Source organism: Geodermatophilus sp. SYSU D00705, assembly GCF_054050135.1.
This window is the reverse complement of sequence record NZ_JBJGYT010000013.1, coordinates 86473-103891: the sequence shown is the minus strand read 5'-3', so window position 1 is coordinate 103891 and position 17419 is coordinate 86473. Positions and strand designations below refer to the sequence as shown.

15 protein-coding genes are annotated in these 17419 nt (G+C 74.4%); 7 read left to right on the top strand and 8 right to left on the bottom strand.

The annotated features are described in order from the left end of the window. Positions 1-88: 88 nt before the first annotated feature. The 6 genes from gap (at position 89) to ACI78Q_RS12765 (ending at position 5693) form a co-directional block, all read left to right on the top strand. Positions 89-1093 carry a type I glyceraldehyde-3-phosphate dehydrogenase gene (gene gap / locus ACI78Q_RS12790; protein WP_456923764.1) on the top strand — a complete coding sequence of 335 codons (1005 nt, stop codon included), beginning with the start codon at positions 89-91 and terminating at the stop codon, positions 1091-1093. Beyond that, positions 1093-2286 (top strand): phosphoglycerate kinase, encoded by a 1194-nt coding sequence (locus tag ACI78Q_RS12785; RefSeq protein ID WP_456923763.1) that lies wholly within the window; start codon positions 1093-1095, stop codon positions 2284-2286. Before gap ends, ACI78Q_RS12785 begins: the two co-directional genes overlap by 1 nt. 11 nt (positions 2287-2297) lie before the next feature. After that, positions 2298-3107 (top strand): triose-phosphate isomerase, encoded by an 810-nt coding sequence (gene tpiA, locus ACI78Q_RS12780; protein ID WP_456923762.1) that lies wholly within the window; start codon positions 2298-2300, stop codon positions 3105-3107. Positions 3108-3139: 32 nt separating this feature from the next. Then, positions 3140-4930, top strand: coding sequence for an ABC transporter substrate-binding protein (locus tag ACI78Q_RS12775; protein ID WP_456923761.1), 1791 nt, complete (start codon positions 3140-3142; stop codon positions 4928-4930). A gap of 55 nt (positions 4931-4985) precedes the next feature. Further along, positions 4986-5219, top strand: coding sequence for a preprotein translocase subunit SecG (gene secG / locus ACI78Q_RS12770; RefSeq protein WP_456923760.1), 234 nt, complete (start codon positions 4986-4988; stop codon positions 5217-5219). Between the two features lie 132 nt (positions 5220-5351). Further along, entirely contained in the window at positions 5352-5693 is a 342-nt protein-coding gene (locus ACI78Q_RS12765) for an RNA polymerase-binding protein RbpA (RefSeq protein ID WP_456923759.1), read from the top strand. A gap of 54 nt (positions 5694-5747) precedes the next feature. Here the strand turns inward: ACI78Q_RS12765 and ACI78Q_RS12760 are convergent, their stop codons facing one another. From ACI78Q_RS12760 to tkt, 7 genes are all read right to left on the bottom strand, one after another. Continuing rightward, positions 5748-5921 carry a hypothetical protein gene (locus tag ACI78Q_RS12760; protein ID WP_456923758.1) on the bottom strand — a complete coding sequence of 58 codons (174 nt, stop codon included), beginning with the start codon at positions 5919-5921 and terminating at the stop codon, positions 5748-5750. Between the two features lie 147 nt (positions 5922-6068). Next, the gene (pgl, locus tag ACI78Q_RS12755) at positions 6069-6884 is read right to left on the bottom strand and encodes a 6-phosphogluconolactonase (protein ID WP_456923757.1); all 816 of its coding nucleotides are present in this window, start codon (positions 6882-6884) and stop codon (positions 6069-6071) included. A 73-nt stretch (positions 6885-6957) separates the two neighbouring features. Continuing rightward, positions 6958-8055, bottom strand: coding sequence for a glucose-6-phosphate dehydrogenase assembly protein OpcA (locus tag ACI78Q_RS12750; RefSeq protein ID WP_456923756.1), 1098 nt, complete (start codon positions 8053-8055; stop codon positions 6958-6960). A 40-nt stretch (positions 8056-8095) separates the two neighbouring features. Next, entirely contained in the window at positions 8096-9613 is a 1518-nt protein-coding gene (gene zwf / locus ACI78Q_RS12745) for a glucose-6-phosphate dehydrogenase (protein WP_456923755.1), read from the bottom strand. A 122-nt stretch (positions 9614-9735) separates the two neighbouring features. Then, positions 9736-11334 (bottom strand): glucose-6-phosphate isomerase, encoded by a 1599-nt coding sequence (locus ACI78Q_RS12740; RefSeq protein WP_456923754.1) that lies wholly within the window; start codon positions 11332-11334, stop codon positions 9736-9738. Then, the gene (tal, locus tag ACI78Q_RS12735) at positions 11331-12431 is read right to left on the bottom strand and encodes a transaldolase (protein ID WP_456923753.1); all 1101 of its coding nucleotides are present in this window, start codon (positions 12429-12431) and stop codon (positions 11331-11333) included. Before tal ends, ACI78Q_RS12740 begins: the two co-directional genes overlap by 4 nt. 110 nt (positions 12432-12541) lie before the next feature. Beyond that, positions 12542-14755, bottom strand: coding sequence for a transketolase (gene tkt / locus ACI78Q_RS12730; RefSeq protein WP_456923752.1), 2214 nt, complete (start codon positions 14753-14755; stop codon positions 12542-12544). Positions 14756-15097: 342 nt separating this feature from the next. Here tkt and ACI78Q_RS12725 point away from each other — a divergent pair, with 342 nt between their 5' ends. Beyond that, positions 15098-16018, top strand: coding sequence for a heme o synthase (locus ACI78Q_RS12725; RefSeq protein WP_456923751.1), 921 nt, complete (start codon positions 15098-15100; stop codon positions 16016-16018). Between the two features lie 328 nt (positions 16019-16346). On the opposite strand, the gene ACI78Q_RS12720 is transcribed toward ACI78Q_RS12725, so the two are convergent. Continuing rightward, positions 16347-17258 (bottom strand): COX15/CtaA family protein, encoded by a 912-nt coding sequence (locus tag ACI78Q_RS12720; RefSeq protein WP_456923750.1) that lies wholly within the window; start codon positions 17256-17258, stop codon positions 16347-16349. Positions 17259-17419: the final 161 nt, after the last annotated feature.

Genomic DNA, 17419 nt, shown 5'->3' with positions numbered 1-17419 from the left:
GTCGTCCCGCGACCGATAGGGTCGTCGCCGGATCGAGGCCGCGCACTCGTGCGGCCCTGACGGACAGCGTCGACATCGGAGGTCTGCAGTGACCGTGCGGGTGGGCATCAACGGATTCGGCCGGATCGGCCGCAACTTCTGGCGCGCCGCCGCTGCCAGCGGGCAGGACATCGAGATCGTGGCGGTGAACGACCTCACCAGCCCCGAGGTCCTGGCGCACCTGCTGAAGTACGACAGCGTGCTCGGCAAGCTCGCCGAGGACGTCGCCGCCGACGGCGAGGGCATCAAGGTCGGCGGGAACACCATCAAGGTGCTCTCCGAGCGCGACCCGGCCAGCCTCCCCTGGGGCGACCTGGGCGTCGACGTCGTCGTCGAGTCCACCGGGTTCTTCACCAAGGCCGCCGACGCCCGCAAGCACGTCGACGCCGGTGGCGCCAAGAAGGTCATCATCTCCGCGCCGGCCACCGACGACGACATCACGATCGTCATGGGCGTCAACGACGACCTGTACGACGGCTCGCAGACGATCATCAGCAACGCGTCGTGCACCACGAACTGCCTGGCGCCGCTGGCCAAGGTCCTCAACGACGCGTTCGGCATCGAGCGTGGCCTCATGACCACGATCCACGCCTACACCGCCGACCAGAACCTGCAGGACGGCCCGCACAAGGACCTCCGGCGCGCCCGCGCCGCCGCGCTGAACATGGTCCCCACCTCGACCGGTGCGGCCAAGGCGATCGGCCTGGTGCTGCCGGAGCTCAAGGGCAAGCTCGACGGCTACGCCATCCGCGTGCCCGTGCCCACCGGCTCGGCCACCGACCTCACCGTGCAGCTGACCCGTGAGGCGTCGGCCGAGGAGATCGACGCCGCCTACCGGGAGGCCGCCGGCGGCCCGCTGGGCAGGTACCTCACCTACACCGACGCCCCGATCGTCTCCTCCGACATCGTCACCGACCCGTCGTCGTGCATCTACGACGCGAAGCTGACCAAGGTGTTCGGCCCGATGGTCAAGGTGCTCGGCTGGTACGACAACGAGTGGGGCTACTCCAACCGCCTCGTCGACCTCACCTCGCTGGTGGGCAAGTCCCTCTGATGCGGTCCCTCGACGACCTCCTCGCCGAGGGCGTCTCGGGTCGGCGCGTGCTCGTGCGCGCCGACCTGAACGTCCCCCTCGACAAGAGCACCCGGGCCATCACCGACGACGGGCGCATCCGGGCCAGCCTGCCCACGCTGCAGGCGCTCCGAGACGCCGGCGCCCGCGTCGTCGTGGCGGCCCACCTCGGCCGCCCCAAGGGTGCGCCCGACCCGCAGTACTCGCTGGCCCCGGTCGCCGAGCGGCTCGGTGAGCTGCTCGGCGTCCCGGTGCCCCTCGCCGCGGACGTCGCCGGCGACGACGCGCAGGCCCGGGCCGCGGCCCTCGGCGACGGCGAGGTCCTGCTGCTGGAGAACGTCCGGTTCGAGGCCGCCGAGACGGCCAAGGACGACGCCGAGCGGGCCGCGCTCGCCGAGCGGTTCGCCGCGCTGGCCGACGTCTACGTCGACGACGCGTTCGGCGCCGTGCACCGCAAGCACGCCTCGGTGTTCGACGTCGCGCAGCGGCTGCCGCACGTCGCCGGCCGCCTGGTCGCCCAGGAGCTCGACGTCCTCACCCGGCTGACGCAGGAGCCGCAGCGCCCCTACGTCGTCGTCCTCGGCGGCTCGAAGGTCAGCGACAAGCTCGCCGTCATCGAGGCGCTGCTGCCCAAGGTCGACCGGCTGCTGGTCGGGGGAGGGATGTGCTTCACCTTCCTCGCCGCCCAGGGCCACGGGGTGGGCAGGTCCCTGCTGGAGAGCGACCAGGTCGACACCTGCCGGCGGCTGCTGGCCGAGGCCGGCGACCGCATCGTGCTGCCGGTCGACGTGGTCTGCGCGCCGGAGTTCAGCGCGGACACCACGACCACCACGGTGCCGGTGGAGCAGATCCCCGACGGGCAGATGGGCCTGGACGTCGGCCCGCGCACGGTCGAGGCGTTCGGCCGCGAGCTCGGCGGGGCGCGCACCGTGTTCTGGAACGGCCCGATGGGCGTGTTCGAGCTGGCCCCGTTCCAGGCCGGCACCCGCGGCGTGGCCGAGGCCGTCGCGGCCGTCGACGGGCTGTCGGTCGTCGGCGGCGGGGACTCCGCGGCCGCGGTGCGGCAGCTGGGCCTCGACGAGGCCGCCTACGGGCACATCAGCACCGGCGGCGGCGCGTCGCTGGAGTACCTCGAGGGCCGGGAGCTGCCGGGCCTCGCGGTGCTGGCCGACTGAGGGGAGCGGGCATGGCACGCAAGGACACGCCAGGGCGCCGCGAGGGGCGCCGGCCGCTCATCGCCGGCAACTGGAAGATGCACCTGACCCACCTCGAGGCGATCGGACTGGTGCAGAAGCTCGCCTTCTCCCTCAAGGAGCCCGAGCTCGAGGCCGCCGAGGTGGTCGTGCTGCCGCCGTTCACCGCGCTGCGCAGCGTGCAGACCCTGGTGACCGGCGACAAGCTCGAGGTCGGGTACGGCGCGCAGGACCTCTCGGTGCACGACTCCGGCGCCTACACCGGTGAGGTCAGCGGGGCCATGCTGGCGGCCCTGGCCTGCCAGTACGTCGTCGTCGGCCACTCCGAGCGGCGGGCGCTGCACGGGGAGGACGACGCGGTCGTCGCCGACAAGGTGCAGGCCGCGCTGCGGCACGGCCTGGCCCCGATCCTCTGCGTGGGGGAGGGGCTCGAGGTCCGCCAGGCCGGCACGCACGTGGCCCACTGCACCGCCCAGCTCGACGCCGCGCTCGAGGACGTGACCGACGAGCAGGTCCGGACGGTCGTGATCGCCTACGAGCCGGTGTGGGCGATCGGCACCGGCGAGGTCGCCACCCCCGACGACGCCCAGGAGGTGTGCGGTGCCCTCCGGTCACGGCTCGCCGAGCGTTTCGGCCCGGAGACCGCCGCCGTCGTCCGTATCCTCTACGGCGGGTCGGTGAAGGCCGCGAACACGGCCGGGATCCTGGCCGGGCCGGACGTCGACGGCGCGCTCGTCGGCGGCGCCAGCCTGGACGCCGACGAGTTCGTGCAGATCTGTCGGACGGCAGCCGACGGCAGCTGACCGCCGCCGGCCCGGGAACGGGAAGCGGGTAGGTGGACAGCACGCAGGAGCAGCCGACGGGGCGGGTCCCGGCCTGGGTCCGGGGCACGCGCGGCCGCATCCTCGGGATCGCCGCCGCCGTCGTCCTCGTGGTCGTGGTCGCCGTGACCTGGAGCGGCCGCGGGGACGACGGCACGGGCGTCCCCGTGCTGGGCGGCGGCCCGGACGCCGGGCTCACCGGTGTCCGGTCGCCGTCCGACGTGACAGGCGGGACGCTGCGGGTGGTCGCCGGTGAGGTCGACAGCCTCGACCCGCAGCGCTCGTACCTGCCCGGGGTGTGGAACCTGATGCGGCTCTACACCCGGACGCTGGTGACCTACTCCTCCGAGCCGGGGGCCACCGACCGGCTGGTGCCGGACCTCGCCACCGACCTGGGGACGACGCCCGACGGCGGCACGACGTGGACGTTCACCCTCCGCGAGGGCGTCCGGTTCGAGAACGGCCGGGCGATCACCTCCCGCGACGTCAAGTACGGCATCGAGCGCTCCTTCGCCTCCGACGTCGTCGTCGGCGGCCCCACCCAGGTGGTCGAGCTGCTCGACGACCCGGGCAACCCCTACGCCGGCCCCTACCAGGACGAGTCGCCCGGCAAGCTCGGGCTGGCCGCGATCGAGACCCCCGACGACCGCACGATCACCTTCCGGCTGCGCACGGCCGAGCCGGACTTCCCCTACGTCATGGCGCTCCCGTCGAGCAGCCCCGTGCCGGCCGAGAACGACACCGCCGCCGAGTACGGCCGCGACCCGGTCTCCTCCGGCCCCTACGCGGTGACCTCCGTCGACGCCGCGACCGGGATCCTGCTCGACCGCAACCCGCAGTGGGACGCCGCCACCGACGACGTCCGCAGCGCCCTGCCCGACCGGGTGCTGGTCCGCACCGGGCTGACCGGGGTGGAGCGGGACCAGGCGCTGCTGGCCGGCTCGGCCGACGTGGACGTCTCCGGCAGCGGCGTCCAGGCGGCGACGACGGCCCGGCTGGCCGAGGGCGCCGGCGGGGACGTCCCCGTGGGGGACCGGGTCGACGAGGTGACCAGCGGCGTGGTCCGGCTGCTCGCCCTGCCCACCAACGTCGCCCCGATGGACAACCCGGAGTGCCGGGCCGCGGTCGTGGCGGCGGTGGACCGGCGGGCGGTGCAGGAGCAGCTGGGCGGGTCGGTCAACGCCGCGCGCACCTCGCAGCTGTGGCCGCGCGCGCTGGCCGGCGGCCCGGAGGAGGCCGATCCGGGGCCGGACCCGGACGCCGCCCGTGAGCACCTGCGCGCCTGCGGCCAGCCCGACGGCTTCAGCACCGTGCTCGCCGTGCCCGACGCCGCGACGAGCGTGGCCGTCGCCGAGGAGGTCGCGGGCCAGCTCGGGGAGGTCGGCATCCAGGTCGAGGTCCGGCCGCTGGCCGCCCCCGGCTTCTACGCCACCGACGTCGGCAACCCGGACAACGTGGCGGCCAACGGGTTCGGCATCGTGCTGGCCACCTGGACCGCCGACTTCCCGACCCCGGGGTCGTTCCTCGTGCCGCTGGTCGACGGCCGGTCGGTCAGCCCGGTGGGCAACACCAACTTCGCCCGGCTGGACGCCGTCGAGGTGAACACGCTGGTCGACCAGGCCCGCACCGCCGGGGACGGCGCCCGCGACGCCTGGCGCGAGGTCGCGACCGCCGCCGCGGGGACCGGGGCGTACGTGCCCCTCGCCGAGTCGCGGGTGCAGCTGCTGGCCGGCCAGCGGCTGCGCAACGGGGTGGTCATGGCCGCCTACACCGGTTACGACCTGGCGACCGCCGGCGTCCGCTGACCCCTCGTCGGCCGCGTCGGCCGGGGGTGCCCGCCCGGTCGGTTACCCTCGGAGCATGATCGAGCTGGTCCTCAACCTCCTGCTGGTGCTCACCAGCGTGCTCCTCGTGGTGCTGATCCTGCTGCACCGCGGCAAGGGCGGGGGCCTGTCCTCGATGTTCGGCGGCGCGGTCTCCTCGCAGCTGGCCGGTTCCTCCGTGGTCGAGAAGAACCTCAACCGGCTGACCGTCTTCACCGGCCTGATCTGGGCGATCTGCGTCGTCGGCCTGGGGATCCTGCTCAAGGTCTGAACGCGGATCGCGCCCGGATTTCGGGACGACCTCGTTCCGGGAGGAGAAACGGGCCCAGGATCGGCCCCTCCACGCCCTAGACTGCGCGCGCGGCACAGGCCGCCGCAGACCGCTGAAACGCAGGGGGCACTCGTGGCTGGTGGGAACGCGATCCGGGGCACTCGGGTCGGGGCAGGGCCGATGGGCGAGGCCGAGCGCGGTGAGGCTGCACCGCGGCACCGGGTGGCCTACTGGTGCACGCAGGGCCACGAGACCCGCGTCGCCTTCGCGTTCGACGCGGAGGTGCCCGAGACGTGGGACTGCCCCCGCTGCGGCCTCCCCGCGGGCCAGGACCAGGAAGCTCCGCCGCCGGTCCCCCGCACCGAGCCCTACAAGACCCACCTGGCCTACGTGCGTGAGCGGCGCAGTGACGCCGACGGCGACGCGCTGCTCGAGGAGGCCCTCGCCAAGCTGCGGGCCCGCCGCGGCGCCTGACCTCCCCCCGTCCACCGCCCGTCGCCCGAGCGCAGCTCGGGCACCGGGCGGTCGTCAGTCGGCGGCCGGCCGGGGGAGTGGCACCGGGGTGTAGGGCGTCCAGGCGGCCTGCTCGTGGTCCCAGAAGCAGCCGCGGTGGCGGCGCACGGGCTCGGCGGCTCCCCGCGGGGGCAGCGGCAGCAGGGCGTCCGGGACCGGACGGCGGACGGTCGGTGCGGAGCTGGTCATGGGGACTCCGGGAGGGGATCGACGGGGGCGGCGGACGGTGCCGCCGTCGTCTGGAGGTCCGCTGGCGCCGTCTGCTCGGGCCCGTCAGGAAGTGTGCTCGCCCGGGCCGGCCGGGGCCAGAGGCCGGCGGACGTCCGCGTCAGTGCCCTACCGGGGCGCGTCGAGCCCCGCGGCGGCCGCGGCGTCCAGCAGCCAGCGGGTGGCCCGCCGCCCGTGCACCCCGGCGGCCGGGAGCTCCTGGGGGCCGACGCCGGAGCGCAGGGCCGAGGCGACGGCGGGGGCCTTCCCCTCGCCGGAGACCAGCAGCCAGACCTCCTCGGCGGAGTTGATCGCGGCGAACCCCAGGCTGACCCGGGTGGGCGGCGGCTTGGGACAGTCGCGCACCGCGACCACGAGCCGGTCGTCGGAGGCGGCCGGTGTCCCCGGGAAGATCGAGGCCACGTGGCCCTCGGGGCCCATGCCGAGCAGCAGCAGGTCGAAGCGCGGGAGCGCCTGACCCTCCGGTGCGGCCGCGGCCAGCTGCTCGGCGTACCAGGCGGCGGCCTCCTCGGGCTCTGTGAACCCGGCGTCCGAGGCCGGCATCGCGTGCACGCGCCCGGCCGGGACACCGACCGGGTCGAGCAGCGCGCGGCGGGCGCCGGTCTCGTTGCGCTCCTCACTGCCGGCGGGCACGAACCGCTCGTCGCCCCACCACACGTCCACCGCCGTCCAGTCGACCCGTTCCCGCTCCGGCTCGGCGGCCAGGGCCGCCACCCGCTCCAGGACGGCGGTGCCGACGCCGCCCCCGGTGAGGACCACGGAGGCGGTGTCGTGCACCGCCTGGGCCGCCGCCAGCCGGGCCACGAGCGCGGAGGCGACGGCCCGGGCCAGCCGGTCGGCGTCGGGCTCGATCACCACGTCGGGCACGGGACGGTCACTGCCGGCCAGCCCGGCAGCGACCCGGTCGCCCGGCTGGAGGCTCACGAGGCTGCCTCGCCGGTGCTCGGCCGGCTCGCTCGCCGGGCTGCTCCACTCCTGGGTGACCTCGCGAGCTCGGTCACCGGGGCACCTGCTCGGTGTCGTGCTCCCCGTGCTCGGCCACGTCGTCGCTGCCCTCGGAGGTCAGCGGCACCGTCGGCAGCGGGTCGCCGTCCCCGCCCTGGACCTCGGCCGGGTCGAACCACACGTGCTCGCGGACCGGCGAGCGGTCGGTCAGCCCCGCGACCCCGGTCGTGGCCTCCAGGGCCTCGGCGAAGGGCTCGTCGGGGTCGAGCCGGCGCAGCTCCTCGCCGACCAGGTCGCCGAGCTGGCGGTCGGGGAGCGCCACCATCGCCTCGGGCCGGTACGGCTGGGCGATGACCGCACCGCCGCGCCGGTCCGCGGTGACCCGGACCTCCTCGTCCTGGTCCAGCTGCAGGACGACGGAGGAGACGCCGCTCGGGCCGGGGCGCCGGTCGGCCTCGGTGACGCCGATCTCGGTGCCGCACCGGGCGCTCAGCCACCCGGCCAGCAGCTGCGCGGTCGCGTTGCCGGGCTGCCCCTCGACCCGGCCGCCGACGACCCGGACGACGTCCCCGCGGCGGCCGGAGACCGAGTCCACCGTCGAGGTCAGCGTGGCCCGCCACGGCGTGCTGCGGGTCCAGGCGAGGTCGGTGTCGCCCGGGGCGTAGTCCGTCGCCCGGGTCCGCAGCGCCGCGAGCTGGTCGTCGGCCAGGGAGCTGTCGGTGATCCGCCGGTCGGCGATGACGGCGAGCGCGTCGGTGGCCAGCCGCTCGGGCGGGGTGCCGTGCCACCAGGTGACCACCGGCGCGTCGGCGGCCAGCAGCGGCAGCACCACCGACTCGGCGTGCAGCGCGAGCCGGCCGTACATGCGCATGACCACCGCCTCGCCCGGGCCCAGGCGGCCACCGATGAGCACCTCGGCGTCCAGGCGGGGCGCCGGTGCCTCGATCTGCCGGCGGACCACGATGAGCAGCCGGCACGGGTGCTGCTCGGCGGCCGCGGTCGCCGCCTCCTCCGCCTCGGCGACCCGGCCCTCGTCGGCCACCACGACCAGCGTCAGGGCGACGCCGGAGAGCACGGCGCCGCCGGTGCGCCGCTGCGCGGCCAGCTCCTTGACCACCGCGGAGCCGGTGGTGTCCCACAGCGTCGTCATCGGGTCTCCTCCGGTCGGGTGGCTGTACTCGGTGCCCGCGTCACGGTCGCCGCCACCGGCGTCCCTCGGCGGCGAGCATCTCGTCGGCCGCCCGCGGGCCCCACTCGCCGGCCCGGTAGGGGTGCGGCGTCGTCCCGGCCCAGAACTCCTCGAGCGGGTCGATGACCGCCCACGAGGCCTCCACCTCGGCGTTGCGCGGGAACAGCGTCGCGTCGCCCAGGAGGACGTCGAGCAGCAGCCGCTCGTAGGCCTCGGGGCTGGCCTCGGTGAACTGCTCGCCGTAGAGGAAGTCCATCGACACGTCGCGGACCTCCATGACGCTGCCGGGCACCTTCGACCCGAACTTGAGGGTGACCCCCTCGTCCGGCTGCACCCGCACCACCAGCTGGTTGTTGCCCAGCTCCTCGGTGTCGGTGGCGGCGAAGGGCAGGTGCGGTGCCTGCTTGAACACCAGCGCGATCTCGGTGACCCGGCGGGGGAGGCGCTTGCCCGTGCGGAGGTAGAACGGCACCCCGGCCCAGCGGCGGGTCTCGACGCCGAGCCGGACGGCGGCGTAGGTCTCGGTGTTCGACCCCGGGTCGACGCCCTCCTCCTGCCGGTAGCCGGTGGCCCGCTGGCCGGCCAGCCAGCCCTGCTCGTACTGGCCGCGGACGGCGAAGGTGCCGAGGTCCTCCGGCAGTGAGATGGCGCGCAGCACCTTGAGCTTCTCGGTGCGGATCTCCTCGGCGGAGAACTCGACCGGCTCCTCCATCGCGGTGAGCGCCAGCAGCTGCAGGAGGTGGTTCTGGAGGACGTCGCGGGCGGCGCCGGTCTCCTCGTAGAACCCGGCCCGGCCGCCGATGCCGACGTCCTCGGCCATCGTGATCTGTACCGAGTCGACGTGGTGGCCGTTCCAGACCGGCTCGAACAGGGTGTTGGCGAACCGCAGCGCCATCAGGTTCTGGACGGTCTCCTTGCCCAGGTAGTGGTCGATGCGGAAGACGTCGTCGGCGGTGAACACCGAGTCGACCAGCGCGTTGAGCTCCAGGCTGGAGGCCAGGTCGGTGCCGAACGGCTTCTCCACCACCACCCGGCGCCAGCGGTCGGCCGTGCTGTCGGCCATGCCGGTGCGCTGCATCTGCTTGAGGACGACCGGGAACATCGCCGGCGGGATGGACAGGTAGAACGCCGCGTTGCCGCCGATGCCGTGGGTGCCCTCCAGCTCGCCGAGGGTCGCGGCGAGCTGGTCGAAGGCGTTGTCGTCGTCGAAGGAGCCCTGCACGAACCGGACGCTGCCGGCCAGCCGTTCCCAGACCTCCTCCCGCCACGGCGTGCGGGCCGCCTTGCGGGCGGCATCGCGGGCCAGCTCGGCGAAGTCCTCGTCGCCCCAGTCGCGGCGGGCGAAGCCCAGCAGGGCGAAGTTCGTCGGCAGGAGGCCCCGGTTGGCGAGGTCGTAGACGGCCGGGAGCAGCTTCTTGCGGGCGAGGTCGCCGGTGATGCCGAAGACCACCAGGGCGCACGGCTCGGGCACACGGGGCAGCCGCCGGTCCCGCGGGTCGCGGAGCGGGTTGGAGATCATCGTCCGTCCTCGAGGTCTGAGTGCGGGCCCGCCGGCCGGCGCGGCGGTGGACCGCCCGGCGGGGTGGAGCAGGCGCGCGGCCCTGGACCGCGCCCCGGGGAACCGATCCTGGCCGACACGGGTCAGCGCAGCGCGTCGAGCAGCTGCCCGACCGCGGCCGCCCGGTCGGTCAGGTGCAGGCGTAGCAGCGGCCGGCCGCGCTCCGCCAGTGCCTGACGCTCACCGGCGGCCTGGGCGGCCTGCAGGGTGCCGAAGCTGTACGGCCGGTCGGGCACGGGGAGGTCGAGGTCGAGGTGGAGGGCGCCGGTGAGCTGCAGGAACGCACCGGTCTGCGGCCCACCCTCGTGGTACTGCCCGGTGGAGTGCAGGGAGCGCGGCCCCCAGCCGAAGGTGACCGCGTGCCCGCTCCGGGCAGCCAGGGCCGCGCGCAGCTCCGCCGCGCGCGCGTCCCGCTCCCGGTCCAGGTAGGCCGTCACGGCGAGGTAGCCCCGCGGCGGGACGGCGGCCATCAGCGCGTCCAGCGCGAGGCGGACGCCGTCGTGGAGGCTCAGGTCGACCTGGTCGAGCAGGTCGCCGTGCGCGTACAGCTCGACCGCGCCGATGGTGGCCACCGGCTTCTCCTCGGGCAGGCCGGCCGCCAGGAGCCGCCGGGTGTTCTCCTGGCTCTCGGTCACGTCCGGCTGGTCGAACGGGTTGGTGCCGAGCAGGTGCCCGGCCACCGCCGTCGCGTACTCCCACCCCAGGAACTGGGCACCCAGCGGGCCGTGGACGCCGACCGAGGGCCCCGGTTCGACGGGGCCGCCGCCGACCACGGCCAGCAGGGTGTCCGGGTCCGTGGCGCCCGGTGCAGCGGGGGACTCGAGCACGACCGGCAGCAGCCCCCGGCCCTGCTTGCCGGTGGACTCGGCGACCAGGTGCTCGGCCCAGTCGCCGAAGCCCGGGAGCTCGCCGTCGACCAGCGCGACCTTGTCCCGGCCGGTGCGGAAGCCCGCGCCGAGCGCGATCCCCAGCTCCAGCGCCGGGTTGCCGGGCTCGGCCAGGTGCTCGGCGAGCTCGGCGGCGTCCTCCAGCAGGACCGCGACGTCGACGCCGGCCAGCGCCGACGGCACCAGGCCGAACGCCGACAGGGCGCTGTAGCGCCCGCCCACGGTGGGGTCGGCGAGGAAGACCGCGCGGGCGCCCATCGCCGCCGCCGCCTCCGCCAGCGGGGAGGCCGGGTCGGTGACGACGACGAACCGCGCGCCGATCTGTTGCTCGTCCAGGCCGGCCGCGGCGAACGCGTCCACGAAGGCGCGCCGGTGGCTGTCGGTCTCCACCGTGGCGCCGGACTTGGAGCTGACCACCACGACCGTCCGGTCGAGGTCGGTCGTCGCCGCGGCCACCCCGGCCGGGTCGGTGGTGTCCAGGACGACCAGGGGGACGCCCGCCGTCCGGCACACCACCTCGGGGGCCAGCGAGGACCCGCCCATGCCGCACAGCACGACCCGGTCCAGGCCCTCGGCCAGGAGTTCGGCGCGCAGTGCGGCCAGCCGCGGGACCAGTTCCCGCGACGTGGCCGGGAGGTCCAGCCACCCCAGCCGGACCGACGCCTCGCCCTCGGCCTCCGGACCCCAGAGGGTGGGGTCCTTGCGCACCAGCCGGCCGGCGACGTCGTCGTCGGCCAGCTGGGTGCGGACGGCCTGCGGGACGTCGAGCCCGGCGCAGGAGAAGCGCAAGGTCACGCCTTGTCCTGGAGCTGGGTGCGCACCGACTCGGTCAGCTCGTCCCAGGAGTCCACGAACTTCTGCACGCCCTCGTCCTCCAGCACCCGGAAGACGTCGTCGAGGTCGACACCGGCGTCGCTGATGGACTGCATCACCGCGGCGGCCTCGTCGTAGGTCTTCTGCACCGGGGTGCCGGGGGTGCCGTGGTCGGCGTAGGCCATCAGGGTCTTCTCCGGCATGGTGTTGACCGTGCCGGGGGCGATGAGCTCGCTGACGTAGAGGGTGTCGGGGTAGTCGGGGTTCTTGACGCCCGTCGACGCCCACAGCGGCCGCTGCGGCCGGGCCCCCTTCGCCTCCAGGGCCTTCCAGCGGTCGGAGGAGAAGACCTCCTCGTAGGCCTGGTAGGCCAGCTGCGCGTTGGCCAGCGCCGCCTTGCCCTTGAGCGCGGCGTCGGCGCCCGCCTCGTCCAGCCGCTTGTCGATCTCGGTGTCCACGCGGGACACGAAGAACGACGCCACCGACGCGATGCCCTCGAGTGAACCGCCGTCGGCCGCCCGCTTCTCCAGCCCCGCCAGGTAGGCGTCCATGACCGCCCGGTAGCGCTCGAGGCTGAAGATGAGGGTGACGTTGACACTGATGCCGCGGGCGATCGACGTCGTGATGGCCGGGAGTCCGGCCTCGGTCGCCGGGATCTTGATGAACAGGTTGGGCCGGTCCACCAGCCACCACAGGTGGGCGGCCTCGGCGGCCGTGGCGTCGGTGTCGTGGGCGAGCCCGGGCGCGACCTCCAGGGACACCCGGCCGTCGCCGGGCTGCCGCTGCGCGACCGGTGCCAGCAGGTCGCAGGCGTCTCGGACGTCGGAGGCGGTGATCGTGCGCAGCGCCTCCTCGACGCTCACCTTCCGGACGGCGAGGGCGTGCAGCTGGTCGTCGTACAGCTCCGACCCGCTGATCGCCGCGGCGAAGATCGTCGGGTTCGTCGTGACGCCGACGACGGAGTGCTCGTCGACCAGGGACTGCAGGTTGCCGGTGTGGATGCGGTCGCGCGACAGGTCGTCGAGCCAGACGGCGACCCCGGCCGCGGACAGCTCGGCCAGCTTCTCGTTCTGTGCCATGTCTCTTCCCTTCGGATGGGGATGGCCCCGCTGCAGGGCCCGCCGTGAACTCGCGAGTGGCGGGGGACAGCGGGGTCCTGCAGCGAGTGGTGGGGCAGCGGGGTCCTTTCTCAGCGGTCGCCGGTGGGGTGCGGCAGGCCGCCGGTGGCCGCGATCGGCCCGGCCGGGACGGCGGCGCCCGACCGCGCCGCCTCGATGCTCTCCCGCGCGGCGGTCACGACGGCCTCGTCGGTGAGGCCGAACTCCTCGTAGAGCACCGAGTAGGCGGCGCTGGCCCCGTAGTGGGTGAGGCCGACGATCCGGCCGGCGTCGCCGACGAACTCCCGCCAGCCCATGGGGACGCCGGCCTCGACGCTGACCCGGGCGCGGACCGACGGCGGGAGCACCTCGTCCTTGTAGGCCTGGTCCTGGTCGGCGAACCACTCGACGCAGGGGACCGACACGACCCGCGTCGGCACGCCGTCGGCCTCCAGCCGCTCCCGCGCGGCGACGGCGATCTGCACCTCCGAGCCCGTGCCCAGCAGGATCACCTCGGGGCTGCCGTCCGAGGCCTCGGCCAGCACGTAGGCGCCGCGGGCCACGCCCTCGGCCGAGGCGAACTCGCCGCGGTCGAAGACGGGCAGGTTCTGCCGCGACAGCAGGATGCCGGCGGGCCGGTCGTTGTTCTCGAGGATCGTCCGCCAGGCCACCGACACCTCGTTGGCGTCGGCCGGCCGGACGACGTCCAGCCCGGGGATGGCGCGCAGCGCGGCGAAGTGCTCGATCGGCTGGTGCGTCGGGCCGTCCTCGCCCAGGCCGATGGAGTCGTGCGTCCACACGTAGGTGACCGGCAGCTGCATGAGCGCGGCCAGCCGCACCGCGCCGCGCATGTAGTCGGAGAACGTGAGGAACGTGCCGCCGTACACGCGCGTGCCGCCGTGGAGTGCGATGCCGTTCATGATCGCGCCCATGGCGTGCTCCCGGACGCCGAAGTGCAGCGTGCGGCCGTACGGACCGCCCGTCCACATCTTCGTCTGCCGGTCGGCGGGCAGGAACGACGGTTCGCCCTTCACCGCGGTGTTGTTGCTCTCCGCCAGGTCGGCCGAGCCGCCCCACAGCTCGGGCAGCACCGGGTACAGGGCGGCGAGCACCTCACCGGAGGCCTTGCGGGTGGCCACGCCCTTGGGGTCGGCGTCCCACGACGGCAGCTGCGCCGCGAACCCCTCCGGCAGCGTGCGGGTGGTCATGCGCTCGAGCAGGGCCGCGCCCTCGCCGTTGGCCTCCTGCCACGCCTCGAAACGCTCCTGCCACTCGGCGTGGTCGGCCTTGCCCTTGTCGACGACCGAGCGGGCGTGGGCCAGCACCTCGTCGTCCACCTCGAAGGTGCGCTCGGGGTCGAAGCCGAGGATCTCCTTGGTGGCCCGCACCTCGTCCTCGCCGAGCGCGGAGCCGTGCGCGGCGCCGGTGTTCTGCTTGTTCGGCGCGGGCCACGCGATGATCGTCCGCAGCACGATGATCGACGGGCGGCCGGTCTCGGCCTTGGCCGCGGCGAACGCGGCGTCCACCGCGGCGAGGTCCTCACCGTCGTCCACCTGCTGGACGTGCCAGCCGTAGGCCTCGTACCGCTTGCCGACGTCCTCGGTGAAGGCGACGTTCGTGTCGTCCTCGATGGAGATCCGGTTGTCGTCGTAGACGAGCACCAGGTTGCCGAGCTTCTGCGTGCCGGCCAGCGAGGAGGCCTCGCCGCTGACGCCCTCCTCCAGGTCGCCGTCGGAGGCGAAGACCCAGATCGTGTGGTCGAACAGGCTCTGACCCTCGGGGGCGTCGGGGTCGAGCAGCCCGCGCTCGCGCCGGGCCGCCATCGCCATGCCGACGGCGTTGGCCACGCCCTGGCCCAGCGGACCGGTGGTCGTCTCCACGCCCGGGGTGTGGTTGACCTCGGGGTGGCCGGGGGTCTTCGAACCCCACGTGCGCAGCGCCTGCAGGTCCTCGATCTCCAGGCCGTAACCGGAGAGGTACAGCTGGATGTAGAGGGTCAGGCTCGAGTGGCCCATCGACAGGACGAAGCGGTCGCGGGCCACCCACTGCGGGTCGCTCGGGTCGTGCCGCAGCCACTTGTGGAACAGCAGGTACGCGGTCGGCGCCATGCTCATCGCCGTCCCCGGGTGGCCGTTGCCGACCTTCTGGACGGCGTCCATCGCCAGCACGCGGACCGTGTCGATGGCCCGGCGGTCGAGATCGCCGAAGCCCTCCGGCAGGGTGGGGGAGGGCTGGGTCGGGTTGCCGGTCGGCGCGTCGGAGGCCGCCTCGGCCGGGGCCTCGGACGCGGTGCTCTTGGTTCCCATCTTGCGGGTGCTCCCTCGGGGTCGGCCTGTGCGGGACCGCCCGGGACGACCGGTGGAGACCAGCCGACCCCGGGCGGACGACGGTGCGCGGCTCCAGCGACCGGGCGTCGCGCGTGCCCACGGCCCGTCGCGCCGGACCCAGGCGCACCGTCGTCGTCGACGTCGGCCCTACCCGCTGCATGCGCAGCACCAACGTGACGAGACCCTAGTCATGCCCGCCCGTGCGGGTGTCGGCCGCGGGCTACAGTTGGTCCGTTCTCCGTCCCCTCTCGGAAGGGACCTCGTGCTGTCCAGGTGCCCGGTGGTGCCCTGCCCGTGTGCCTGCGCACCCGAGGCCTCGCGGTGACCGCGCTGTCGGAGCGCCCGGCCGTCCAGGCCCGTCGCCTCTCCAACACCGTGCGGGCCTACGTGGCCCTGACCAAGCCGCGGATCATCGAGCTGCTGCTGGTCACCACGCTGCCGGCGATGATGCTCGCCTCCGGCGGCTGGCCCTCCTGGCGGCTGCTGATCGCCACGATGGTCGGCGGCACGCTCGCCGCCGGCGCGGCCAACGTCTTCAACTGCTGGTACGACCGCGACATCGACCGGCTCATGCACCGCACCGAGCGGCGGCCGCTGCCGATGGGCGAGGTCAGCCCGCGCGCGGCCCTGGTGTTCGGGCTGGTGCTCACCGTGGTGTCGGTCGGGCTGCTGGCCACCACCACGACGCTGCTGGCCGCCGGCCTCGCGCTGGCCGCCATCGTCTACTACGCCGTCCTCTACACGATGGTGTTCAAGCGGTACACCCGCCGCAGCACCGAGTTCGGTGGCGTGCCGGGGGCGGCACCGGTGCTGATCGGCTGGGCGGCGGTCACCGGCTCGGTGACCTGGCCCGCGGTCGTGTTCTTCGGCGTCGTCTTCTGCTGGCAGATGCCGCACTTCTGGGCGCTGGCCATGCGCTTCCGGGCCGACTACGCCCGCGCCGACGTGCCGATGCTGCCCGTGGTGGCCTCCGCGCTGTCCGTCGGGCGGCAGACCGTCGTCTGGACCTGGCTGACCGTCGCGGTCTCGCTGCTGCTCTGGCCGGTCGCCGACGGGTTCGGCATCGGCTGGATCTACACCGCCGCCGCGGCCGCCCTCGGCCTGTGGTTCGCCGTCGAGGCGCACCGGCTGCTCCGCCGCATCCGCACCGGCGCCGAGACCAAGCCGATGCAGCTGTTCCACATCTCGATCACGTACATGACCCTGCTGTCGGTCGCGATCATCGTCGACGTCCTGGTCTGACTCCCTGACCCGCTGGGTCACCGCTGTCCTCCGGACGGCACCGCTGTGGCACCGCCATCCTCCGGACGGCACCGCGGTGACACCGCCGTCCTCCGGACGGCACCGCGGCCAGGTGCCGTGTCCCTGCTGAGCTGAGCCGCTGCTCGTGTCCCGGTCGGGAGGCCCTCCGGGCCCCCGCGACCGGTCCACACCGGTTGGGAGCCGTACCCGGCTGGGGCGGCAGCGTCGCCGGCGTCGGAGCGGGCAGCCCCTTCCCCGGAGTTGCGGCCTGTCAGGGGCGCCTGGGAGCTGGTTCCCCGGAGTCGTGTCTGGCGGGTGGGAGCCCGGCTCAGCGGGTGGCGGCGGCGGGCACCGAGGAGGCGTCCAGCGGCAGCTCGGACGCCGGGCCGCGCACCGACCACACCAGGCGGGCGGTGAACGCCGTCACCAGCATCGCGCCGAGCATGTGCAGCAGCACGAGCGCGATGGGCAGGTCGGTGAAGTACTGCACGTAGCCCACCACCCCCTGGGCGAGCTGGACGGCCAGCAGGTCCCGCGCGGCCCGCCTGAGGCGACCGGGGGAGTCGGTGGCGTGGAGGGCGACGAGCAGCGCGACCGTCAGCCCGAGCAGCAGGAAGACCGAGTCGGCGTGCAGCTGGCTGACCAGCTCGGGGTCGAACCCGGTGCGGCCGGCCCCGGGGTCGCCGCTGTGCGGACCGCTGCCGGTCACCACCGTGCCCAGCACCAGGACGGCGGCGGTCGCCACCGCGATGCCGGACACGAGCAGCGCGAACGGACGGCGGACCAGCAGCTGGCCCACGCCCGGTTCCCGCGAGCGCAGCCACAGCACCGTCGTCACCGCGACGAGCACCGAGGACACGAGGAAGTGGGCGGCGACGGTCCACGGGTTGAGCCCGGTGAGCACGGTGACCCCGCCGAGCAGTGCCTGCGCGGGGATGCCCAGGAACGCGAGGACGGCCAGACCCCGCAGGTCGCGCCGGGTCGAGCGGAAGACCGCGACCACGGTGGCGATCGCCACGGCGGCGAGCACGAACGTGAGCAGCCGGTTGCCGAACTCGATGACGCCGTGCCCGGCCAGCTCGGGGGTCGCGACGAAGCTCTTTTCGGTGCACCGGGGCCAGGTCGGGCAGCCGAGGCCCGAACCGGTCAGCCGGACGGCTCCACCGGTGACGACGATGGCGCCGTTGGCGACGGCGTTGGCCAGGGCGAGGCGCGAGACGACGGCAGGGGAGACCGGCACGCTCCGATGCTAGGCGGTCCCCGGAGCCGATCCGGACCGTCCGCGGGGACGGCGACGGGGTGAGGGCTTGCTCACACGCCCGGCCTCACCCCGCGGCGCAGGCCATCACCAGAGGTCCCGGGGACCCGGGACTTAGGTCCCCCTTGCTTGCGGTCGCCCCG